Here is a 19,066-nt window from a genome sequence, read left to right as displayed (position 1 = left end):
TAATCCAAATGAATTGGGGGCGACCATCCCACGGGTCCCACAAACGAAAGCTCCCCCTGTGCCGCGGCTGCGGCACGGGGGGAGCATGGCGGATCGAAACAGGCTCCGATCGATGTCAACGGCGAACTCAATCCTTCGCGTCGTTCGCCTTGTTCTCGATGTACTGGCCGGTGTTCTTCACGTCATGGCCGAATCCGGCGGTCGTGTTGCAGCCGGCGAGCGCAAGCACGGCGATCGTCAGCAAGAAAGCGGCCCAGGCTTTCCAGGCCGGCATCACGGTTTGTGTCGTCGCTGCAATCATGATCGGAACTCCTCTTCCTGACGGTCGAATAGAGCTTTTCGAATGCCCCGCGATCGCAGGATGAAACGGGGCCCGGAGGGCGGAGACGATTCAATCTCGTCACCAGAAAGAACGGGGTTGCCGAAATCCGGTTCCCGCTCCGCCTGCTCCTGCCGCCGGCCTAGACAACCGGCGGAGGTCCGCGGCCACGCACCAGATGCAGAATCAGCGTGGCCAGGAACAAGGCAATGAAGATGTAGAACAGCAGTTGGGCGAAACCGCCGAACACCGCGGCGACGCCGCTGAATCCGAACAGGGCTGCGACCAGCGAAACCAGCAAGAAAACCAATGCCCAATACAGCATGACGGCGTTCCTTCCTTCAGTTCACGAATGCCGAAAGCGATTTTGAGAACGGCGGTCTTTCCAGAAAGGTTCCCGGGCCAGGATCGGGCCGCGGCGCGACAGTTGGGTTCACCGGCTTGAAATCACTGCGGGAACCCGTCCGATGCGGCCTGCGTTCTTCTCCTATTGGACACGGACCGGATCGCGCGATTGTCGGGCGCAATCGGTTTGCGGCGGGCACCTCATTCAGCGGAAGGAAACATCCCCGTGCGATATGTTCTTTTGTGGCTCTTGGGCATTCCCATCCCCGTCCTGATTCTGATCTGGCTCTTTTTCGGGCATTGAACCCGCAAAGGCGCACGATATCGCTCTCTGCGCTCGTCTGTTTTTGACGCGCAATAGCGTCTAACGTGATCCCGTCATCGCGCGGGATCATGCCCATCATGCCCATCATGCCTTCTCCATCGCGGTTGCAGCCCGGATCCGAGGAAACCCCCTCCTCTGGCCGGGCCATCCTGTCCGGCCTCTGCGCCAGCCTCGTCGGGATCGGGCTGGCCCGTTTTGCCTATACGCCCTTGGTTCCCATCCTGATCGAACAGGGTTGGCTCTCCCCGACGCAGGCCGGTTATCTCGGCGCGGGCAATTTCACCGGCTATCTGATTGGCGCCATGATCGCGTCGCCCCTGGTGGAACGGTTCGGCGCGGTTCTGCCGCTGCGGGCGATGATGTTACTCGCCGTCGCTGCCTTCTTCGCCTGCGCCGAGCCGCTGTCCTTTTCCTGGCTCTTTTTCTGGCGCCTGGCGGCCGGCGTTTCCGGCGGCGTGCTGATGGTCCTGGCGGCGCCGGCCGTGCTGCCTCATCTGCCCGAACACCGGCGCGGCCTGGGCGCCGGAGCGATCTTCACCGGCGTCGGCCTGGGCATCGCCCTGTCGGGAACGCTGATTCCCCTCCTGTTGCAGGCCGGGCTCGTCGCCACCTGGTGCGGCCTCGGCGTCTTGTCCTTGATCCTGACAGGCATCGCCTGGTCCGGCTGGCCTCGGCAGCAGCGCCAGCCCCACGAACGCCCGTCGAAAGACTCCCTTCAGCCCAGCCGGATCGCCATCGTGATCCTCATCGTCTATGGGCTGGACGCCGTCGGTCTCGTCCCGCACATGATCTTCCTCGTCGACTTCGTCGCCCGGGGATTGGGGCGTGGGCTGCATGAAGGCGCCTTCGATTGGGTATTGCTGGGCCTGGGCGCCCTGGTCGGCCCGATCGGCGCCGGCTTTTTGGCGGACCGGGTGGGTTTCCGCGGCGCGATGCGCTTCGCGCTCCTGGTTCAGGGGGTGATCGTGGCCGCTACGACGCTCCTGGCCGACCCGATCATGGTCGCAATGTCGAGCTTCGTCATGGGTGCCTTCATTCCGGGCATCGTGCCCCCGGTGCTGGGCCGTCTGCGGGAGCTTCATGCCGGCGATCCCCAGCGCCAGCAACGAGCCTGGGCACGCGCGACGATCGCATTCGCGCTGATGCAAGCCGCCGCCGGCTACGGCTTCTCCTGGCTCTATTCCGTCAGCCTCGACTATCGCCTCCTCTTCGGCGGAGCGGCGGCGGCCCTGTTGCTGGGGTTCGTCCTCGATATCGCATTTGCACGCAGCCCTGCGTCCCGATAGCGCAGCGACCGCCCAGACGACGAAGACGGCACCCCAATCGCAGCATTTCTGTGCCATCGCCAACACATCCATTCGGGCAGCATGGCCGCATCGATACCGACTTTGTCGTTTAGAATGGCGATCGTGATGCTCGCAGTAACCAACCGCCGATGCTGGAGGCCCGAACGATGAAGGCCGTGGGATATCGCAAGAACCTTCCGGTCACGAGCGACGAGGCGCTTCTCGATCTGGACCTGGCGACGCCGACGCCCGGCCCCCGCGATCTGCTGGTCAGGGTCAAGGCGGTGTCGGTCAATCCGGTCGACGTGAAGCTGCGCGCCCAGACCGCGCCACCGCCGGGCACGGCGAAGATCCTGGGCTTCGACGCGGCCGGCATCGTCGAGACGATCGGTGCCGAAGTGACCTTGTTCCGGCCGGGCGATGTCGTCTTCTACGCCGGCTCGATTGCGCGGCCCGGCACCAATGCCGAGTTCCATCTGGTGGATGAGCGGATCGTCGGCCATAAACCCAAGATGCTTTCGTTCGCCGAGGCCGCGGCCCTGCCCCTGACGAGTGTCACGGCCTGGGAGTTGCTGTTCGACAGGTTGGGCATAAGGCCCGGGAAACAGCCCGATGCGGGACGGCTTCTGATCATCGGCGGCGCCGGTGGGGTGGGCTCGATGCTGATCCAGCTGGCGCGCCGCCTTACGGGACTGACCGTCATCGCCACCGCATCGCGCCCCGAGACGGCCGCCTGGTGCGTCGCGCTGGGCGCGCATCAGGTGATCGACCATCAAAAATCGCTGGCCGAGGAGTTGAAGCGGATCGGCCACGCGCAGGTCGATTTCGTCGCCAGCCTGACCAACACCGAACGCCACTTCCCCGCCATCGCCGACATCCTGAAGCCGCAAGGCCGGCTCGGTGTGATCGACGATCCCGCCACGCTCGACATCACCCCGCTCAAGCGCAAGAGCATCTCGGTTCATTGGGAGCTGATGTTCACCCGGTCGCTGTTCGAGACCGAGGACATGATCGGCCAGCATCGGCTGCTGGATGAGGTCTCGGGCCTGATCGATGCGGGCGTGATCCGCACGACCCTCAGCGACAATCTGGGGCGTATCGACGCAGCCAACCTGAAAAAGGCACATGCGCTGATTGAAAGCGGCAAGACGCGTGGCAAGATCGTCCTCGAGGGATTCTGAGGCATGACATTTCAGTTTCGTCATCGATTCAACGACAAGGATTGACCGCCATGAAGATCGATCTCACCGGCAAGACCGCTTTGGTGACGGGCTCGACCGCCGGCATCGGGCATGCCATCGCCGAGGGCCTCGTTGAGGCCGGCGCCAAGGTCGTCATCAACGGCCGCAAGGAAGCGACGGTCGAAGCCGCCGTCGCCAGGCTCAAGGGCAAATATCCCGACGCGCGTGTCGTCGGCGCCGCCGCCGATGTGTCCACGGCGGCTGGTTGCACCAAGCTGGTCAAGGCCGTCAACCAGGTCGATATTCTGGTGAACAACGCCGGCATCTTCGAGGACAAGGACTTCTTCGAGATTCCGGACGAAGACTGGACCCGTTTCTTCGAGATCAATGTCATGTCGGGCGTCCGGCTTTCGCGCGCGCTGATGCCGGCGATGCTCAAACGCAATTGGGGCCGGATCGTCTTCATCTCCTCGGAATCCGCCCTTCACATCCCGAAGGAGATGATCCATTACGGCTTCACCAAGACTGCCCAGCTCGCGATCTCGCGGGGTTTGGCCGAGCTCACCTCCGGCACCGGCGTTACCGTCAATTCGGTCCTGCCGGGCCCGACGCGTTCCGAAGGCGTCGAGGATTTCCTCCAGGCCGACGCGAAGCAAAGCGGGCTTTCACCGGACGAGATGGCATCGCGCTTCGTCAAGGAACATCGCTCGACCTCGTTGCTCCAGCGCTTCACCTCGGTTGAAGAAGTCGCCAACATGGTCGTCTATGCCTGCTCGCTGCAGGCCTCGGCCACCAACGGCGCCGCCCTTCGCGTCGAAGGCGGCATCGTGCGGACGATCGCGTGATCTAGCCGGCGCCGGTTTCCGCCGGCAGACCATAAACACTCTGAGGTTCCGCGATGTCACGCAGGCGGTGAATGCCGAGCGGCGTGAGCTGCCCTTTCGTGTAGCCGGAAAATGTTCCTGAGATCACGACGCGCCGGCGCAATTGCTTGCTCAGATCCTGGAGCCGGCTGGCCTGGTTGACCGCAGCACCGATCACGGTGAAATCGAGACGCCGCGGCGCGCCGATGTTGCCATAGGCGACCTCGCCGAAATGGAGCGACAGGCCGAATTCCAACGGCCAGAGGCCCTTTTCGACGCGGGTGCGATTGACCTCGTCCACCCGGCGGCAGGCGCCTTCGGCCGCGGCCAGCGCCGCTTCGCAGGCCGCGCGTCCGCTGCGCTCTGGTCCGATCGGAAAGATCGCCAGGATGGCATCGCCGATGAATTTCAGGACCTCGCCCTCATGCTCGTGGATCGGCGTCACCATCGCCTCGAGCCAGGCATTCAGCCCCTTGAGGACATCCTTGATGGCCGAGCTTTCCGAGCGCCGCGTGAAGCCGCGCAGGTCGGCGAGCCAGATCGCCGCTTCGATCGTCTCGACATCGCCGCGTTCGACATGGCCCTCGATGATCCGTCGCCCCGTGTGGGGACCGACATAGACGTCGAGCAGATCGACCGCGATCTGGCGCAGAACCTGGCGTTCCGCATAGGGGCTGAAGAGATCCGTCGCGAGCTCGATCTGCCTTAGCTCCTCCTCGCCGAACCCGCTCGGTGACGGCGTCGAATAAGCGATGACGGCCGAGCGCGTCTTGTCGATGAAGGGCATCGGGAACATCGCATAGTCCGTCGCCCCCGTTTGCCGGAGCTCTTCCAGCACCGGCATCGGCTGTTCGCTGTCGAGGCGCTGGCGAAACGGCCTGTCGGTCTCGTCCACGATCCGCATCGGGCTGTTCTGATAGCTCGCCGACTGGACCACCCCCGCTCGCGGTACGCTGGTGTGCCGAACGGCATCGTCCTCCCAGGTATATCTCATGCCGCCAATCTCGGGATCGAGACCCTCGAGCCCGAGTGAGGCGCGGTTGATGACGGAACCGCGCCGCCGCAGCTCGAGGCAGAAGGCTTCAAACAGCGCGCCCAGATCGCGCTGCGCCTTCGCGGCGCCAGACAGCCAAAGTCCGAGATCGTCGATCTTCATTGCCGGGATGCCCTTTCTCGCGATACCGCCCGCCCCATCACGAACATGTCATCCACTATCGATGGCTGTCCGATCATCCGGCAACCCCTTGTCTGATCTCGTTTATCGCGTTGCAGCAAAATCATCATTCCGTCTCTGTCCTGGGCGCAGACTGTCACACAGTCGTCATGGACACCATGCGATGTTCCGCCGGGCCTCGCATTGCGTTGCCCCAAGACCTGTTGCAGGATGATGACAGTTTCATTACGCGCCACGAGCCCGGCGCGAAGCCTTCGCTGATGTCGGACGATCTGCCCACACGAGGACGAGTTGCGAGGAGTCGGGAAGTTCCCCGCGCAACCCGGCCTTGGCGACGACGCTCGGCGGGGTGCTGACTTTGGGCTTTCGATCATGGAGATAAAAATGATGCGTAAGTGGATGCAAGGGATGGCGTTGGTTTCGCTGTCTGTGCTGGCGGCGACGGCGTTCGTGCGTATGGCCTCGGCCGGATCGATGGAGGATCTGGTCGCGGCCGCGAAGAAGGAAGGTCAGTTGACCGTGATCGCGCTGCCGCATGATTGGTGCGGCTATGGCGATGTCATCGAAGGCTTCAAGAAGAAGTACGGCCTGACCGTCAACGAGCTCAACCCGGATGCGGGCTCGGGCGACGAGATCGAGGCGATCAAGGCGAACAAGGGCAATACCGGTCCCCAGGCGCCGGACGTCATCGACGTCGGCTTGTCGTTCGGTCCGCAGGCGAAGAAGGACGGCCTCCTCCAGGCCTATAAGGTTTCGACCTGGAACACGATCCCCGACAGCGCCAAGGATGCCGAAGGCTTCTGGTACGGCGACTATTACGGCGTGCTCGCTTTCGAAGTGAACACCGACATCATCAAGAAGTCGCCGACCGACTGGAAGGATCTTCTTTCCAAGGATTATGCCAACGCCATCGCGCTCGCGGGCGATCCGCGCGCCTCGAACCAGGCGATCCAGGGCGTCTACGCCGCGGGTCTCGCCATGGCGGGCGGCAATGCCGGCAAGGCGGCCGAAGCCGGACTGAAGTTCTTCGGCGATCTGAACAAGGCCGGGAATTTCGTGCCGACGATCGGCAAGGCGGGCACGCTCGCCCAGGGTGCCACGCCGATCATCATCCGCTGGGACTATAACGCGCTGGCCGATCGCGACACCTTGAAGGGCAACCCCGCCATCGACGTGGTGGTGCCGAAGACCGGTGTGGTCGCCGGCGTCTATATCCAGGCGATCAGCGCTTACGCCCCGCATCCGAATGCCGCCAAGCTCTGGATGGAGTATCTCTATTCCGACGAAGGGCAGCTCGGCTGGCTCAAGGGCTATTGCCATCCGATCCGCTTCAACGACCTGGCCGCGAACAAGAAGATCCCGGCCGATCTGCTGAAGGCGCTCCCGCCGGCCGACTCCTACGCCAAGGCCGTGTTCCCGACCTTGGATGAGCAGGCCAAGGCCAAAGAGACGATCACCAAGCAGTGGGATACCGTCGTCGGCGCGAACGTCCAGTAAGCGCTGAGCCATGCGGGCCGCATCGAACACCCCGGGTTCGGGATGCCGATGCGGCCCGTTTCGTTTGCGCAGACGCCCGATTTCGCCTCGTCTTATTTTCCCAGCCGGTCAGGGGACCGGTTCGCAGTGCGCCTTCCGATCGCCGATCCATTTTTCCGCATGACTCACGCCCCGTCGCGCCATTTTCATTTGCGAAAATGGTATTTTCGGTGTCGAATTCGGCCCCGAGGCGGATCCCGGTCTTCTCGATCCGGTGCCCGCCCGCAGAGGCCAAACGTCATCGCAACGTCAAACCACGGTCGCCGGGGATGAAGATCATCGCGGCGAACCGGCAACCGGTAGGAGCGACCATGTCGGCGAATGCAGGATCGAAACATATGCCAACACGCTGTTGGCTCAGAACATTGGGATTGGTTTCCGCGACCGCATTAGGAGTGTCGGTTCTCGCCGGCCTCGCCTCCGCGGAATCGATGGATGACCTCGTCGCCGGCGCCAAGAAGGAAGGCGCCCTCACCATCATCGCCGTGCCGCATGACTGGTGCGGCTATGGCGTGGTGATCGACAAGTTCAAGGCGAAGTATCCCTTCCTCAAGCTCAACGAGCTCAATCCGGACGGCGGCTCGGGCGACGAGATCGAGGCGATCAAGGCCAACAAGGGCAATACCGGCCCGCAGGCGCCCGACGTGATCGATGTCGGCCTGTCCTTCGGCCCCTCGGCCAAGGCGGAAGGCCTGCTGCTGCCCTACAAGGTCTCGACCTGGGCCAGCATTCCCGAGCATCAGAAGGATGCCGACGGCTACTGGTATGGCGACTATTACGGCGTGCTCGCCTTCGAGATCAACGCGGACATCGTCAAGAAGATGCCTTCGGACTGGGCGGATCTCCTCTCGGCGGACTACAAGAACCAGGTGGCCCTCAGCGGCGATCCCCGGACCTCGAACGAATCGATCCAGAGCATCTTCGCGGCGGGTCTCTCCTCTTCCGGCGGCAAGGTCGACGAGGCCGCGAATGCCGGCCTGAGATATTTCGCCGACCTCTACAAGAAGGGCAACTTCGTCCCCGTCGGCGGCGGAGCGGCCTCGATCGCCCAGGGCACCACCCCGATCGTCATTCGCTGGGACTACCTGGCGCTGGCCGATCGCGACACGCTCAAGGGCAATCCCAAGATCGAGATCGTCGTGCCGAAGACCGGTGTTGTCGCCGGCGTCTATGTGCAGGCCATCAGCGCCTATGCGCCCCATCCGAACGCCGCCAAGCTCTGGATGGAGCATCTCTATTCCGACGAGAGCCAGCTCGACTGGCTCAATGCTTATTGCCACCCGATCCGCTTCCAGGACCTGGTCGACAAAAAGAAGGTCCCGGCGGATGTGCTGGCAAAGCTGCCGCCGGCCGAGAATTACGAGAAGGCTCTGTTCCCGACGCTCGAGCAGCAGGGGGCTTCGAAAGAGATCATCACCAAGCAATGGGACAGCATCGTTGGTGCGAATGTCCAATAATCTGTTACTCTGACGGTTGAATACTCGATCGGGCCCGCGCCGCTTCCGCATGCGGCGCGGGTCTCCGATCCGGACTGACACTCATGCATTTCCCTGAACCTCGCTGGCGAGGAAAGGGTTCGTCCAGCAGGCCCCATGGCGCAGCAAACACAAGTTGAGCCCACTCGCGCAGTCGCGCGGCTTCGTCTTGGTCAAACAGGATGGGCGCTGATCGGCGTCACCCCGTTCCTGATCTTCGCCCTCATGTTCCTGATTCTCCCGACCATGTATCTGATCGTCGGTGCCTTCAGGGATGCCGACGGCAACTTCACTTTCAACAACCTGATCGATCTGTTCCAGCCCTCCATCGTCAGCGCCTACTGGATCAGCATCAAGGTCAGCCTCGCCTCGGCGCTCGGCGGTGCCGTCATCGGCTTCTTCCTCGCCTATGCCGGCGTCATGGGTGGCCTCCCGAACTGGCTGCGCCCGACCCTCATGACCTTCTGCGGCGTGGCGTCGAACTTCGCCGGCCTGCCACTGGCTTTCGCCTTCCTGGCGACACTGGGCCGCACTGGCCTCGTCACCGTGCTGCTGATCAAATATTTCGACTTCAATATCTACAGCACCGGTTTCAACCTGCTGAGCTTCTGGGGCCTGGCCCTCACCTATCTCTATTTCCAGATCCCGCTCATGGTACTGATCCTGGCGCCGGCCCTGGACGGGCTGAAGCGCGAATGGCGCGAAGCCTCCCAGATCCTGGGCGCCAACTCGTTCCATTATTGGCGCTACGTCGCCCTGCCCGTGCTCTGGCCCAGCCTGCTCGGCACCACCATCCTGCTGTTCGCCAATGCCTTCGGCGCCATCGCCACGGCCTATGGCCTGACCGGCAGCTCGCTCAACATCGTGACCATCCTGCTCTATGCGCAGATCCGCGGCGACGTGCTGCATAACCAGAATCTGGGCTATGCGCTGGCGCTCGGCATGATCCTCATCACCGGCTTCTCGAACGCCGCCTATATCTGGCTTCGGGGCCGCAGCGAACGGTGGATGCGATGAAGCAGTCCCGCTTCGGGCCATGGCTCGCCATCGCCATCGGCGCCCTCTACTTCATCGTTCCGCTGATCGCGACCTTCGAGTTTTCCCTGCGCCTGCGCCGGGGCGAATACAGCTTCGATGCCTATGCGATCGTGCTGGGCGACCCGCGCTTTCAGGAGAGCTTTCTCTATTCGACGGCTCAGGCGGTGGCGACGATCATCGTCGGCGCCCTGCTGATCGTGCCGACCGCCTACTTCATCCGCCTTCGCCTGCCGAAGCTCCGGCCGGTCGTCGAGTTCATCACCCTGCTGCCGCTGGTGATCCCGGCCATCGTCATCGTGTTCGGCTATCTGCGGCTCTATAACAGCTCCTCCTGGATCCCGCTCACGGCGACGACGCGCAGCAGCGATCTCCTCCTGACCTTCAGCTATGTGGTCCTGGCCCTGCCCTATATGTACCGGGCGGTCGATACCGGATTGCGGGCGATCGACGTGCGCACCCTGACGGAGGCGGCCGAGAATCTGGGCGCCAGCTGGATCACCATCATGTTCAAGGTCATCTTCCCCAATGTGAAAGTGGCGATCTTGAGTGGCGCCTTCCTGACCTTCGCCATCGTTATCGGTGAATTCACCATGGCGAGCCTCCTGGACCGCCCCGCCTTTGGCCCCTATCTGCAGCTCATCGGCGCCAATCGCGCCTACGAGCCCTCGGCCCTGGCGATCATCGCTTTCATCGTGACCTGGGCCTGCATGGGCCTGATCAATCTTTTCGGACGGGGACCGCGGACGGCCAAGCGCTGACGCGGAATCCCGACCTCAACGGAGACGAGAATGGCGTTTCTCGAGATCAGCAATCTGCACAAGGCCTATGGGGCCAACAACGTCGTCGAGAACTTCAATCTCGCCGTCGACCAGGGCGAGTTCGTGTCGTTCCTGGGGCCCAGCGGCTGCGGCAAGACCACGACCCTGCGGATGGTCGCCGGGTTCGAGATCCCGAGTGGCGGCAAGATCGTCATCAACGGCAAGGAAGTGACGAACCTGCGGCCGAACCAACGCAATGTCGGCATGGTGTTCCAGGCCTACGCGCTGTTCCCGAACATGACGGTCGCCGAGAATGTCGCCTTCGGCCTCAAGGTTGCCAAGCGGCCGGCGACGGAGATCAAGGACCGCGTCGCCGAGATGCTGGCCCTGATCAAGCTGCCGCAGATGGGCGCCCGCTATCCCTACCAGCTTTCGGGCGGGCAGCAGCAGCGTGTGGCGCTGGCGCGCGCGCTCGCCATCAAGCCGCAGGTGCTGCTGCTGGATGAGCCGCTCTCCGCGCTCGATGCCAAGATCCGCGTGTCGCTGCGCGAGGAGATCCGCAATGTGCAGCGCAAGCTCGGCATCACCACGATCTATGTGACCCACGACCAGGAGGAAGCGCTCTCCATGTCGGACCGCATCGTGGTCATGAGCGAGGGCCGCATGGAGCAGGTCGGCGCGCCGTTCGAAATCTACAATTACCCGCGTACCCGCTTCGTCGCCTCCTTCGTCGGGACGCTGAACATCCTGCGCGGCAAGGTCATTGACGGTGGCACCGGACGGATCGAGGTGGACGGGCAGCAGATCGCCACCGCGAAACCCATCCCCGCCTCGCAAGCCGGCCAGATCCGCTCGGTGGCCTTGCGCCCGGAGGCCGTGACGCTGAGCGCCGGTTCCGGGAGCGCCGGCAATCAGATGCGCGGCACGATCGAGGAAGTCCATTTCCTGGGCTCGGTCGTCCGCATCCGCGTCCGCTTCAAGGAACAGGCGATCTCGCTCGACACCTTCAACAATCCGGGTGCTCCGCCGCCCGAGCGCGGCCAGCTGGTCACGGTGCAGTTCGCCCGCGAAGACCTGCTGGTGCTCGAAGGCACCGAGCCCGCCTGAGCGACCGCTACTGGTAGCAGATGCCGCGTTTGACCAGGCCCTGGGCCGCTTGTTCCGACCAGGCCTGGAAGGCCTCCTGTACGTCGCCCCAGGAGTTCAGCGTATTGGTGCCGATCTGATTGCCGCCGCCGCGCCTGTCCGCGGCTTCCCACAGCAGCGTGCCCGTCGTCGGCCTACCGGTGGCGTCCGTCGCATAGCTCTCCGCGGTCGCGGTCCCGGCGAAGGCACCGATGCCATCGTCGAAGGCGAAGGCCGTCAGCGAGTTGAGGACATGCGCCTGCGGGACGTAAGTCGAAATCGTGTTGGCGAGCGGATCGGATTGCTCGGCGTCGACCAGCGCCACGCGGATCTTGATCGCACCCGGAGTCGGGATATTCACCATCTGGCAATGCGTCGAGAGCTTCTCGTAGAGATTGCCATAGAAGTCGTTCGCCAGGGCCTGGCGCTTTTCCGCCGGCACGCGATCGAGCGTCGAGTTCGGCGTCGTCCAGATCATGACCGGTTCGAGAATGACCTTGTTGTAGCCGGTCTGTTTGACGGCGGTGTTGTTGTAGACATAGGCGTACTCGCCGGGCCCCCCGCGCTTCAGCAGATCGGGCTTCGGCAGGAAGCCCGGCGCCAACTTGAGATCGGCGGTCTCCCTCGTCGTCGAGCAAGCGGCCATCAACAAGGCCAAGCCCATCGCCACGATCACTGCACGGCCACAACTTCTCATTCTGCTTCTAATATCGGCCTCCTCGCTTGATCCCTTGCGAGGTGTCCTGGATTTGGATGATCGGTTGGCATGCCTATCCTGGGCAGACGTCGATGCTTACGGGATTCTCCCCCATCACGAAGGATCGAACATCCGAAGCTTCTGCATCGTGCTGAACAGGAAGGCGGTCGTTACGCCGAACATCATCATGCCGTTGAGCGCTTCGAGCGCACCCAGCATCTGCCACCGCGCCTCGAGATAAACGTCCGCGTGGCCGTAGCTCGTCATCGAGCTGATCGAGTAGAGCATGGCCGCCTTGCTGTCCGGCATGGCGCCCAACATGAGATAGGCCAGGGCCCACACGACCCCTTCGAGGCCGTGCAGGATCGTCGCCAGTATCACCGTGATTCCCATGACGACCACGAACCACGGGAGGAAGCGATGGCGCCCCGAGGCACGACCCAGGACGGTGACAACTTTCCTGTCGATCAACATCAGACCGACCATATGAATGGCGACGACGATCAGGATCAGAGGCACCGCCCAAAGCCAATCCGAGCTCCAGCTGCCGGCGTCGCCGATATCCATCTCACCGGCTCAGGGTTGGATAGGTCGGGACATGGCACCATCCCGTCATTCCGCGGCCGCCGCCGCCCGTGCCACTTCTGCCTTATCGGGAACCTTCAGGCCGACGCGGCGATAAACGCCCGGCGCCACACCGGTCCAGCGCTTGAAGGCCCGCGTGAAATTGGCGGGGTCGGAATAGCCCAGCTCCAAGCCGACATCGATGAGGCTATGACTGGGACTGCGCATCAGCTCGAGTGCCAGCTCGAGGCGCCCCTGATCCAGAAGAGTCGAGAAGCTGAGGCCGAGCGCGCCCAACTCCCGCTGAAGGGTTCGCGCTGGCAAACCGCTCAGGCGCGTCAGCAGCGAAAGATCGAGCGGCCCCGCCGGCAGGAGCGACTTCACCAGGCATCTGAGAGAATGGACGAACTCGGAGGGATGATGCGGCGAAGGGGTGTTGTGGAAGCCCGGAAGAGACTCGCCTTGCGCCTCGGCGCGCTGCAGAAGCGGTCGTGCCAGGAGCTGCCGGGGGAACGCCAAGGCGGTCATCGACGCGTTCCAGGTGATGGGGCAGCCAAAGGCCCGGTTCAGATCCTGTTGATTCCGCTGCGGCGGACCCTCGAGAAGAATTTCATCGGGCATCCATGCTTTGCCGGTGGCCAGTCGAACAAGATCGCGCATGAGCAACAGGGAGAACAGATTGGAGTGCTGCCGACCGACCACGACGCTCGGCGTCAATCCATAGCACCAGAGAACGTTCGGCCCGGCGCGCATCAACCACATCCGCGCACCGAGAATATGATCGCCCACATGGCTGTCGGCCCGGTTGATGGCTTCGCCGAGTGTCGCCGCCGCGCAGACATAGCGGCCATGGTGGCCCAACGCCCCCAGACCCGACCGCTCCGCCAGATGGAGCCCGAGATAGGCATCGCCGGTTGCCTTGGAAATTTCCTCCTCGACCATCAACGCTTCACGCAGCGGCACGAAAGAGTCGTCCCGATCCAGGCGAACGTCAGGCATGCCGAATTGGGCGCGAAGCTCGTCGAACTTCAGGTCCGTGCCCTTGAGGCATTCGGCCAAGCATTCGAGAGTGCGCGCCTGAACAATCGGAATGGGGCCCTTGGCGCCGGCCCGATGGGCGTGCGCCACGGCCCGCACCGGATGCGGGGTCCGTTGGTGACTTTCGAGTTCGCAATTTCGACGTGAGGGCCTGCTTCCCGCCAGGCCTTCGCGCCGATTGTTGTTCGACGGCAAGACGCAATCTCCCCGGAACAGTCACGATGCCATTCAACAACCGTCGGCGACCAAAGTGAGCGGCTCGGGAGCGCCTCGCCCCAGAGCCCCATCTCTATCGGGCCTGTTCGTTATAGAGCAGCCTTCCCGCCACGCTGCCCGTGACGGCATCCAAGGTTCGTTCCTGTGCTGTGACTGCGATCACCAGCACGACACCACGCCGCTGTGTCACGTAGGAATATAGAGATATTCCGATGCTTTGTCGTCGCCTTCGTCGAGCTTAGGAGAGCTCGACGAAGAGATTTCATGAAACTCGCCGGCTTGCGTTCAGTCACGCCAGAGAAACTAGGTAATAGTACCGAGGGTCACTCTAGAAGCATTACAGTCTTACCGATGGCTGGCGGAGCGACCAGGCGAGCGCTCTGGCGCCAAATGACAAGACCCCCGTCGACCTCTCATAGATAGATACACGGCAATCAACGAGCTGGCGGCTTGGGAGCCTGGACGCATGACCTTGACGATGCGACTGGCTGCGCTGGTCATTGGTCTCGCGTTCAGTGCCGCCGCCATCCCGGCCCGCGCCGAGGAGCCTGCCAGCGATCAATGGCAGTTCAGTGTCGCGCCTTACCTTTGGGCGACCTCCATGGATGGCGATTTCACCGTCAGAGGTCACAAGGCGGAAGTAAACGAGAGCTTCCTGGATATTCTACAGGATACGAACTCGATCATCGGGTTCGAAGGGCATGGTGAGGCGCACAAGGGAGACTGGGGCCTCTATCTGGATGGCGTTTACCTGCGCCTGGGCGCCAGGACGAACCCCGTCGAGGCCATCAACATCGACACGACTTTCGAGGCGAGCATTCTCGAAGGTGGCGTTCTCTACCGCATTGGCAATTGGGATCTCGGAAACACCATCGACGCCTTCGGCGGCGGTGCGACGAGACTTACCCTCGAGACCTATGCCGGTGCTCGCTATACAAGTCTGACGCTCTCAAACAACATCAGCGCTGGCGGCTTCAAGCGGGACGACAGCGGCGACAAAGCCTGGGTCGATCCGCTGTTCGGCGCCCGAGCCACCCTCAATCTTACCGAGCACCTTCAGTTCATTGTCGGCGGCGACGTCGGTGGTTTCGGGGTCGGATCGGAAATAACCTGGTCGGCGATCGGCCTGATCGGATACAGCTACAAGCTGTTTGGGTTGGATGCGACCACAGCCGCCGGATACAAAGCGCTCTACCAGGACTACAAAGATGGCAGCGGCACCCATGAATTCCAATGGGATATGACGGTCCACGGTCCGATTGTCGGAACCATCATCCGTTTCTGACAGGATTCAGGCGCGATACAACACTGGCTCATGCTCTGCGAGGCGTCTGTCTGAACCACAGGTGATACGGGGGGTGTCGCCATGATTGCCTTCAAAAGAAACTTCAGCTTTATCGGTCCGGCGCTATTGAGTGCTGCTTGTGTGATCCTGGCACTCGCGGCGACGCCTGTGGTTGCGCAAGAAACCACCGGCGAGCCGGGGTCCCCCAGTGCAACGACGACGATCGATGGGCGGTATATACCGCCCCCGCCCCAACCCTTCGGCGGCTCCATCGGCCTCGATGCCAAGGACTCCACGCCCGCCTGGCCCGCGAGAGTGGTGCCGCCCAAGGGCGCACCCAACATCCTCCTGATCATGACGGACGATGCCGGTTATGGCGTCTCCGGCACGTTCGGCGGCGTCATCCCGACGCCGGCACTGGACCGCATCGCCAGCATGGGCCTGCGTTACACCCAATTCCACTCCACCGCGCTTTGCTCGCCGACGCGAGCGGCACTGATCACGGGGCGCAACCATCACTCCGTCGGCTTCGGGGTGATATCCGAGCAGGCGACCGGCTATCCGGGCTATGATTCGGTGATCGGGGTGGACAACGCCACGATCGGCGAGATCCTCAAGGAAAACGGTTACGCCACGTCCTGGTTCGGCAAGAACCACAACACGCCAGCCTATCAATACAGCGTCGCTGGCCCGTTCGACCAATGGCCGACCGGCATGGGCTTCGATTACTTCTACGGGTTCATGGGCGGCGACACTAGCCAGTGGCAGCCCTTCCTCTTCCAGAACACCACGCCAATCTTCCCGTGGATCGGCAAACCCGGTTACAACCTCACGACCGACATGGCCGACGAGGCAATCGACCATATCAAGAAGTTGAACGCGGCGGCGCCCGACCAGCCCTTCTTCGTCTATTACGTGCCGGGCGGAACCCACGCGCCGCACCAACCGACGCCGGAGTGGATCAAGAAGATCGGCGACATGCATCTGTTCGACAAGGGCTGGAATGCGCTGCGCGACCAGATTTTCGCCAACCAGAAGCAGCTTGGCGTGATCCCCGCCAACACGCAATTGACCCCCTGGCCGGACGACTTGCCGAAATGGGACACGCTCGATGCCGACAGCAAGAAACTCTTCACCCGTCAGGCCGACGTGTTTGCCGCCTATGTCGCCTACACGGACCATGAGATCGGCCGCGTCATCCAGGCTGTCGACGATCTGGGCAAACTCGACAACACCCTGATTATCTATATCGAGGGCGACAACGGAACGAGTGCTGAAGGGAGCGCGCTGGGGACCCCGAGCGAAGTGATCACCATCCAGGGCATCAATATTCCGGTCGCCGACCAGTTGAAGTTCTATGACGTCTGGGGTTCCGATAAGACCTATCCGCACATGTCGGTGGCCTGGTCATGGGCCTTCGATACGCCGTTCAAATGGACCAAGCAGATCGCGTCGCATTTCGGCGGTACGCGGCAGGGCATGGCGATGGCCTGGCCCGATCGCATCAAGGACGCCGGCGGCATCCGCACTCAGTTCCATCATGTGATCGATGTAGTCCCGACCATTCTGGAAGCCACCGGCATCACGGCACCGCGGATGGTCAATGGCATCGCGCAGAAGCCGATCGAAGGCGTCAGCATGGCCTATACCTGGGACAAGGCGAACGCCAATACACCGTCTACTCGCACCACGCAATATTTCGAGATGTTCGGCAACCGCGCCATCTATCACGACGGCTGGATCGCCTCGACCACCCCGCCCCAGCCGCCATGGCTGATGGGCAAGGCGGCCATGCCCGATGTGGTCAATGGTTACAACTGGGAACTCTATAACCTGAACGAGGACTACTCCCAGGCGAACGACCTCGCGGCCAAGATGCCGGACAAGCTGAAGGAGATGCAGGAACTCTTCCTCGTCGAGGCGGCCCAGCATCAGGTCCTTCCGCTCGATAACTCGATTCTCGAGCGCATTCTCGCGCCGAGACCGAGCGCGACCGCTGGGCGCAGCATTTTCACCTATGCCGGCAAGCTAAGCGGCATCCCCACGAGCGACGCACCGAGCATCCTCAACAAATCCTATACCATCACGGCCGATGTCGAGATTCCGCAGGGTGGCGGCGACGGGATGTTGGTCACCACCGGCGGCCGCTTCGGCGGCTATGGGCTGTATCTGCTAAAAGGCAAACCGGTCTTCCTCTACAATTTCGTGGACATGGCGCGGTTCCGCTGGGAAGGTCAGGACGCGCTCGCGCCGGGCAAGCACACCATCGTCTTCGATTTCAAGTCCGACGGGCCGGGGTTCGGCAAGGGTGGCCGCGGCGTTCTCAGCGTTGATGGCAAGCAAGTCGCCGATCAGAATATCCCGCATACCATCCCGATCATCATGCCGTGGGACGAAACCTTTGACGTTGGCGTCGATACGCGCACGCCCGTCGACGATGACGATTATCAGATCCCCTTCGCCTTCGACGGGACGATTGACAAGTTGACGGTGCAGCTGAATTGAACTGATGCTGTCCGGTGCATTCAGTTCGCAAGCACAGGGAGTGCATCGCACTCCCTGTGCCTGAAACTCCAGCAGCGCCGCGTCGGGGTCCCTGATATCCTGTCACCATGACCTTGAGCTCGCACGGCGCCGCCTTCGCCGCAGTCATCGTCTCTGCGCTTTGCTTCCTGTCGCCGCCGGCTGCAAGAGCGCAGACGGATGCCCCGGCAAGCTTCGTCGGCGAGAAGGTCTGCACAAGTTGCCATGCGTCGGAGGCCGCGCTGTGGCAGCAATCGCACCATGAAAAGGCAATGGCCATTGCCGACGAAACCTCGGTGCTGGGCGATTTCAACAACGCGACGCTGACCCACTACGGCGTCGCCAGCACCTTCTATAAAAAGGACGGCAAGTTCCACGTTCGCACGGATGGCCCCGACGGGACCCTCCAGGATTACGAGATCGCCTATACCTTTGGCGTCTACCCGCTCCAGCAATATCTCATCGCCTTTCCCGGCGGCCGCTATCAGGCGCTTGGTATTGCCTGGGACAGCAGGCCTTTGGAGCAAGGGGGTCAGCGCTGGTTTCACCTCTACCCCGATCAGGAGATCAAGGCCGGCGATCCGCTTCATTGGACCGGGATGAGCCAGACCTGGAACTATATGTGCGCGGATTGCCACTCGACGGATTTGCGCAAGAACTTCGACCTGACCACCAATAGCTACAAAACCAGTTGGGCCGATATCAACGTCGCCTGCGAAGCCTGCCACGGGCCCGGATCGCGCCATGTCGCCTGGGCCGAGGCGAAAGCATCAGGAGCAACGGCGGATGCGGACTATGGGGATCTGAAAGGACTGCTGGTTCCCTTGCGCGACCAGGGTGGCGGCCATTGGGAGGTCAATGCGGATACCGGCATGCCAGTGCGATCGGGGCCGCCGACCCTCAGCATGCAGATCGACACCTGTGCCCGCTGCCACTCCCGCCGGTACGAGATCGCGCCACAGTTCTCCTACGGGCAACCCCTTCTGGATAGCGAGCAGCCTTCCCTCCTCACCGCCGACCTCTATCATTCGGACGGCCAGATCCTCGGCGAAGTCTATGAGTATGGTTCCTTCCTTCAGAGCTTGATGGGCCAGAAGGGAGTCCTTTGCTCGGACTGCCATGATCCGCACAGCCTGCAGCTGCGTGCACCCGGCAACCAGGTCTGCGGCCAATGTCACCTGCCGGCTAAGTTCGATACCGAGCTGCATACCCACCACCCGGCAACCTCCGCCGGCAGCCAATGCGTGAACTGCCACATGCCGACCGAGACCTACATGGTGGTGGACCCGAGGCGCGATCACTCGATCCGCATCCCGCG

The 19,066-nt window shown here is 62.6% G+C and carries 17 protein-coding genes; 11 read left to right on the top strand and 6 right to left on the bottom strand.

The window, feature by feature from the left end:
• Positions 1–127: 127 nt before the first annotated feature.
• Both ACREE8_RS05230 and ACREE8_RS05225 read right to left on the bottom strand, forming a co-directional pair.
• Positions 128–301, bottom strand: a complete 174-nt coding sequence (locus tag ACREE8_RS05230; protein WP_431571923.1) for a hypothetical protein — start codon at positions 299–301, stop codon at positions 128–130.
• A gap of 160 nt (positions 302–461) precedes the next feature.
• On the bottom strand, positions 462–644 hold the full coding sequence (locus tag ACREE8_RS05225) for a DUF1328 domain-containing protein (RefSeq protein WP_431571922.1): 183 nt from the start codon (positions 642–644) through the stop codon (positions 462–464).
• A gap of 422 nt (positions 645–1,066) precedes the next feature.
• Between ACREE8_RS05225 and ACREE8_RS05220 the strand changes: the two genes are divergently transcribed.
• From ACREE8_RS05220 to ACREE8_RS05210, 3 genes are all read left to right on the top strand, one after another.
• Positions 1,067–2,275 (top strand): YbfB/YjiJ family MFS transporter, encoded by a 1,209-nt coding sequence (locus ACREE8_RS05220; RefSeq protein ID WP_431571921.1) that lies wholly within the window; start codon positions 1,067–1,069, stop codon positions 2,273–2,275.
• A gap of 167 nt (positions 2,276–2,442) precedes the next feature.
• Positions 2,443–3,456 carry a zinc-binding alcohol dehydrogenase family protein gene (locus ACREE8_RS05215; RefSeq protein ID WP_431571920.1) on the top strand — a complete coding sequence of 338 codons (1,014 nt, stop codon included), beginning with the start codon at positions 2,443–2,445 and terminating at the stop codon, positions 3,454–3,456.
• Positions 3,457–3,506: 50 nt separating this feature from the next.
• The gene (locus ACREE8_RS05210) at positions 3,507–4,301 is read left to right on the top strand and encodes an SDR family NAD(P)-dependent oxidoreductase (RefSeq protein WP_431571919.1); all 795 of its coding nucleotides are present in this window, start codon (positions 3,507–3,509) and stop codon (positions 4,299–4,301) included.
• Between the two features lies 1 nt (position 4,302).
• On the opposite strand, the gene ACREE8_RS05205 is transcribed toward ACREE8_RS05210, so the two are convergent.
• The gene (locus tag ACREE8_RS05205) at positions 4,303–5,475 is read right to left on the bottom strand and encodes an adenylate/guanylate cyclase domain-containing protein (protein WP_431571918.1); all 1,173 of its coding nucleotides are present in this window, start codon (positions 5,473–5,475) and stop codon (positions 4,303–4,305) included.
• 426 nt (positions 5,476–5,901) lie between these two features.
• On the opposite strand from ACREE8_RS05205, the gene ACREE8_RS05200 reads away from it, so the two are divergent.
• The 5 genes from ACREE8_RS05200 to ACREE8_RS05180 all read left to right on the top strand — a co-directional run bounded on the left by ACREE8_RS05200 (position 5,902) and on the right by ACREE8_RS05180 (position 11,407).
• The gene (locus ACREE8_RS05200) at positions 5,902–6,990 is read left to right on the top strand and encodes an ABC transporter substrate-binding protein (RefSeq protein WP_431571917.1); all 1,089 of its coding nucleotides are present in this window, start codon (positions 5,902–5,904) and stop codon (positions 6,988–6,990) included.
• A gap of 470 nt (positions 6,991–7,460) precedes the next feature.
• Positions 7,461–8,486: an ABC transporter substrate-binding protein gene (locus ACREE8_RS05195; RefSeq protein ID WP_431571916.1), complete on the top strand. Its 1,026-nt coding sequence runs from the start codon at positions 7,461–7,463 to the stop codon at positions 8,484–8,486.
• Positions 8,487–8,729: 243 nt separating this feature from the next.
• The gene (locus ACREE8_RS05190; protein ID WP_431571915.1) at positions 8,730–9,521 is read left to right on the top strand and encodes an ABC transporter permease; all 792 of its coding nucleotides are present in this window, start codon (positions 8,730–8,732) and stop codon (positions 9,519–9,521) included.
• Complete coding sequence (locus ACREE8_RS05185; protein ID WP_431571914.1) at positions 9,518–10,300, top strand: ABC transporter permease; 783 nt, start codon at positions 9,518–9,520, stop codon at positions 10,298–10,300. The genes ACREE8_RS05190 and ACREE8_RS05185 overlap by 4 nt, the downstream gene beginning before the upstream one ends.
• Before the next feature lie 30 nt (positions 10,301–10,330).
• The gene (locus ACREE8_RS05180) at positions 10,331–11,407 is read left to right on the top strand and encodes an ABC transporter ATP-binding protein (RefSeq protein ID WP_431571913.1); all 1,077 of its coding nucleotides are present in this window, start codon (positions 10,331–10,333) and stop codon (positions 11,405–11,407) included.
• A gap of 7 nt (positions 11,408–11,414) precedes the next feature.
• Here the strand turns inward: ACREE8_RS05180 and ACREE8_RS05175 are convergent, their stop codons facing one another.
• From ACREE8_RS05175 to ACREE8_RS05165, 3 genes are all read right to left on the bottom strand, one after another.
• Entirely contained in the window at positions 11,415–12,089 is a 675-nt protein-coding gene (locus ACREE8_RS05175) for a DUF3313 domain-containing protein (RefSeq protein WP_431571912.1), read from the bottom strand.
• A gap of 147 nt (positions 12,090–12,236) precedes the next feature.
• A complete protein-coding gene (locus tag ACREE8_RS05170) occupies positions 12,237–12,689 on the bottom strand; it encodes a hypothetical protein (protein WP_431571911.1) in 453 nt (150 codons plus the stop codon).
• Positions 12,690–12,734: 45 nt separating this feature from the next.
• Entirely contained in the window at positions 12,735–13,814 is a 1,080-nt protein-coding gene (locus tag ACREE8_RS05165) for an AraC family transcriptional regulator ligand-binding domain-containing protein (RefSeq protein ID WP_431571910.1), read from the bottom strand.
• Positions 13,815–14,406: 592 nt separating this feature from the next.
• On the opposite strand from ACREE8_RS05165, the gene ACREE8_RS05160 reads away from it, so the two are divergent.
• From ACREE8_RS05160 to ACREE8_RS05150, 3 genes are all read left to right on the top strand, one after another.
• Positions 14,407–15,225, top strand: a complete 819-nt coding sequence (locus ACREE8_RS05160; RefSeq protein WP_431571909.1) for a hypothetical protein — start codon at positions 14,407–14,409, stop codon at positions 15,223–15,225.
• Positions 15,226–15,306: 81 nt separating this feature from the next.
• Entirely contained in the window at positions 15,307–17,730 is a 2,424-nt protein-coding gene (locus ACREE8_RS05155; RefSeq protein WP_431571908.1) for an arylsulfatase, read from the top strand.
• A 107-nt stretch (positions 17,731–17,837) separates the two neighbouring features.
• Positions 17,838–19,066, top strand: a 1,229-nt coding sequence (locus ACREE8_RS05150) for a cytochrome c3 family protein (RefSeq protein WP_431571907.1), incomplete at its 3' end; no start/stop codon positions are given.

It is taken from the genome of Hypericibacter sp. (assembly GCF_050729195.1).
In the GTDB taxonomy this organism is placed as follows: Bacteria; Pseudomonadota; Alphaproteobacteria; order Dongiales; family Dongiaceae; genus Hypericibacter.
This window is presented reverse-complemented; position numbering and strand designations above follow the sequence as displayed.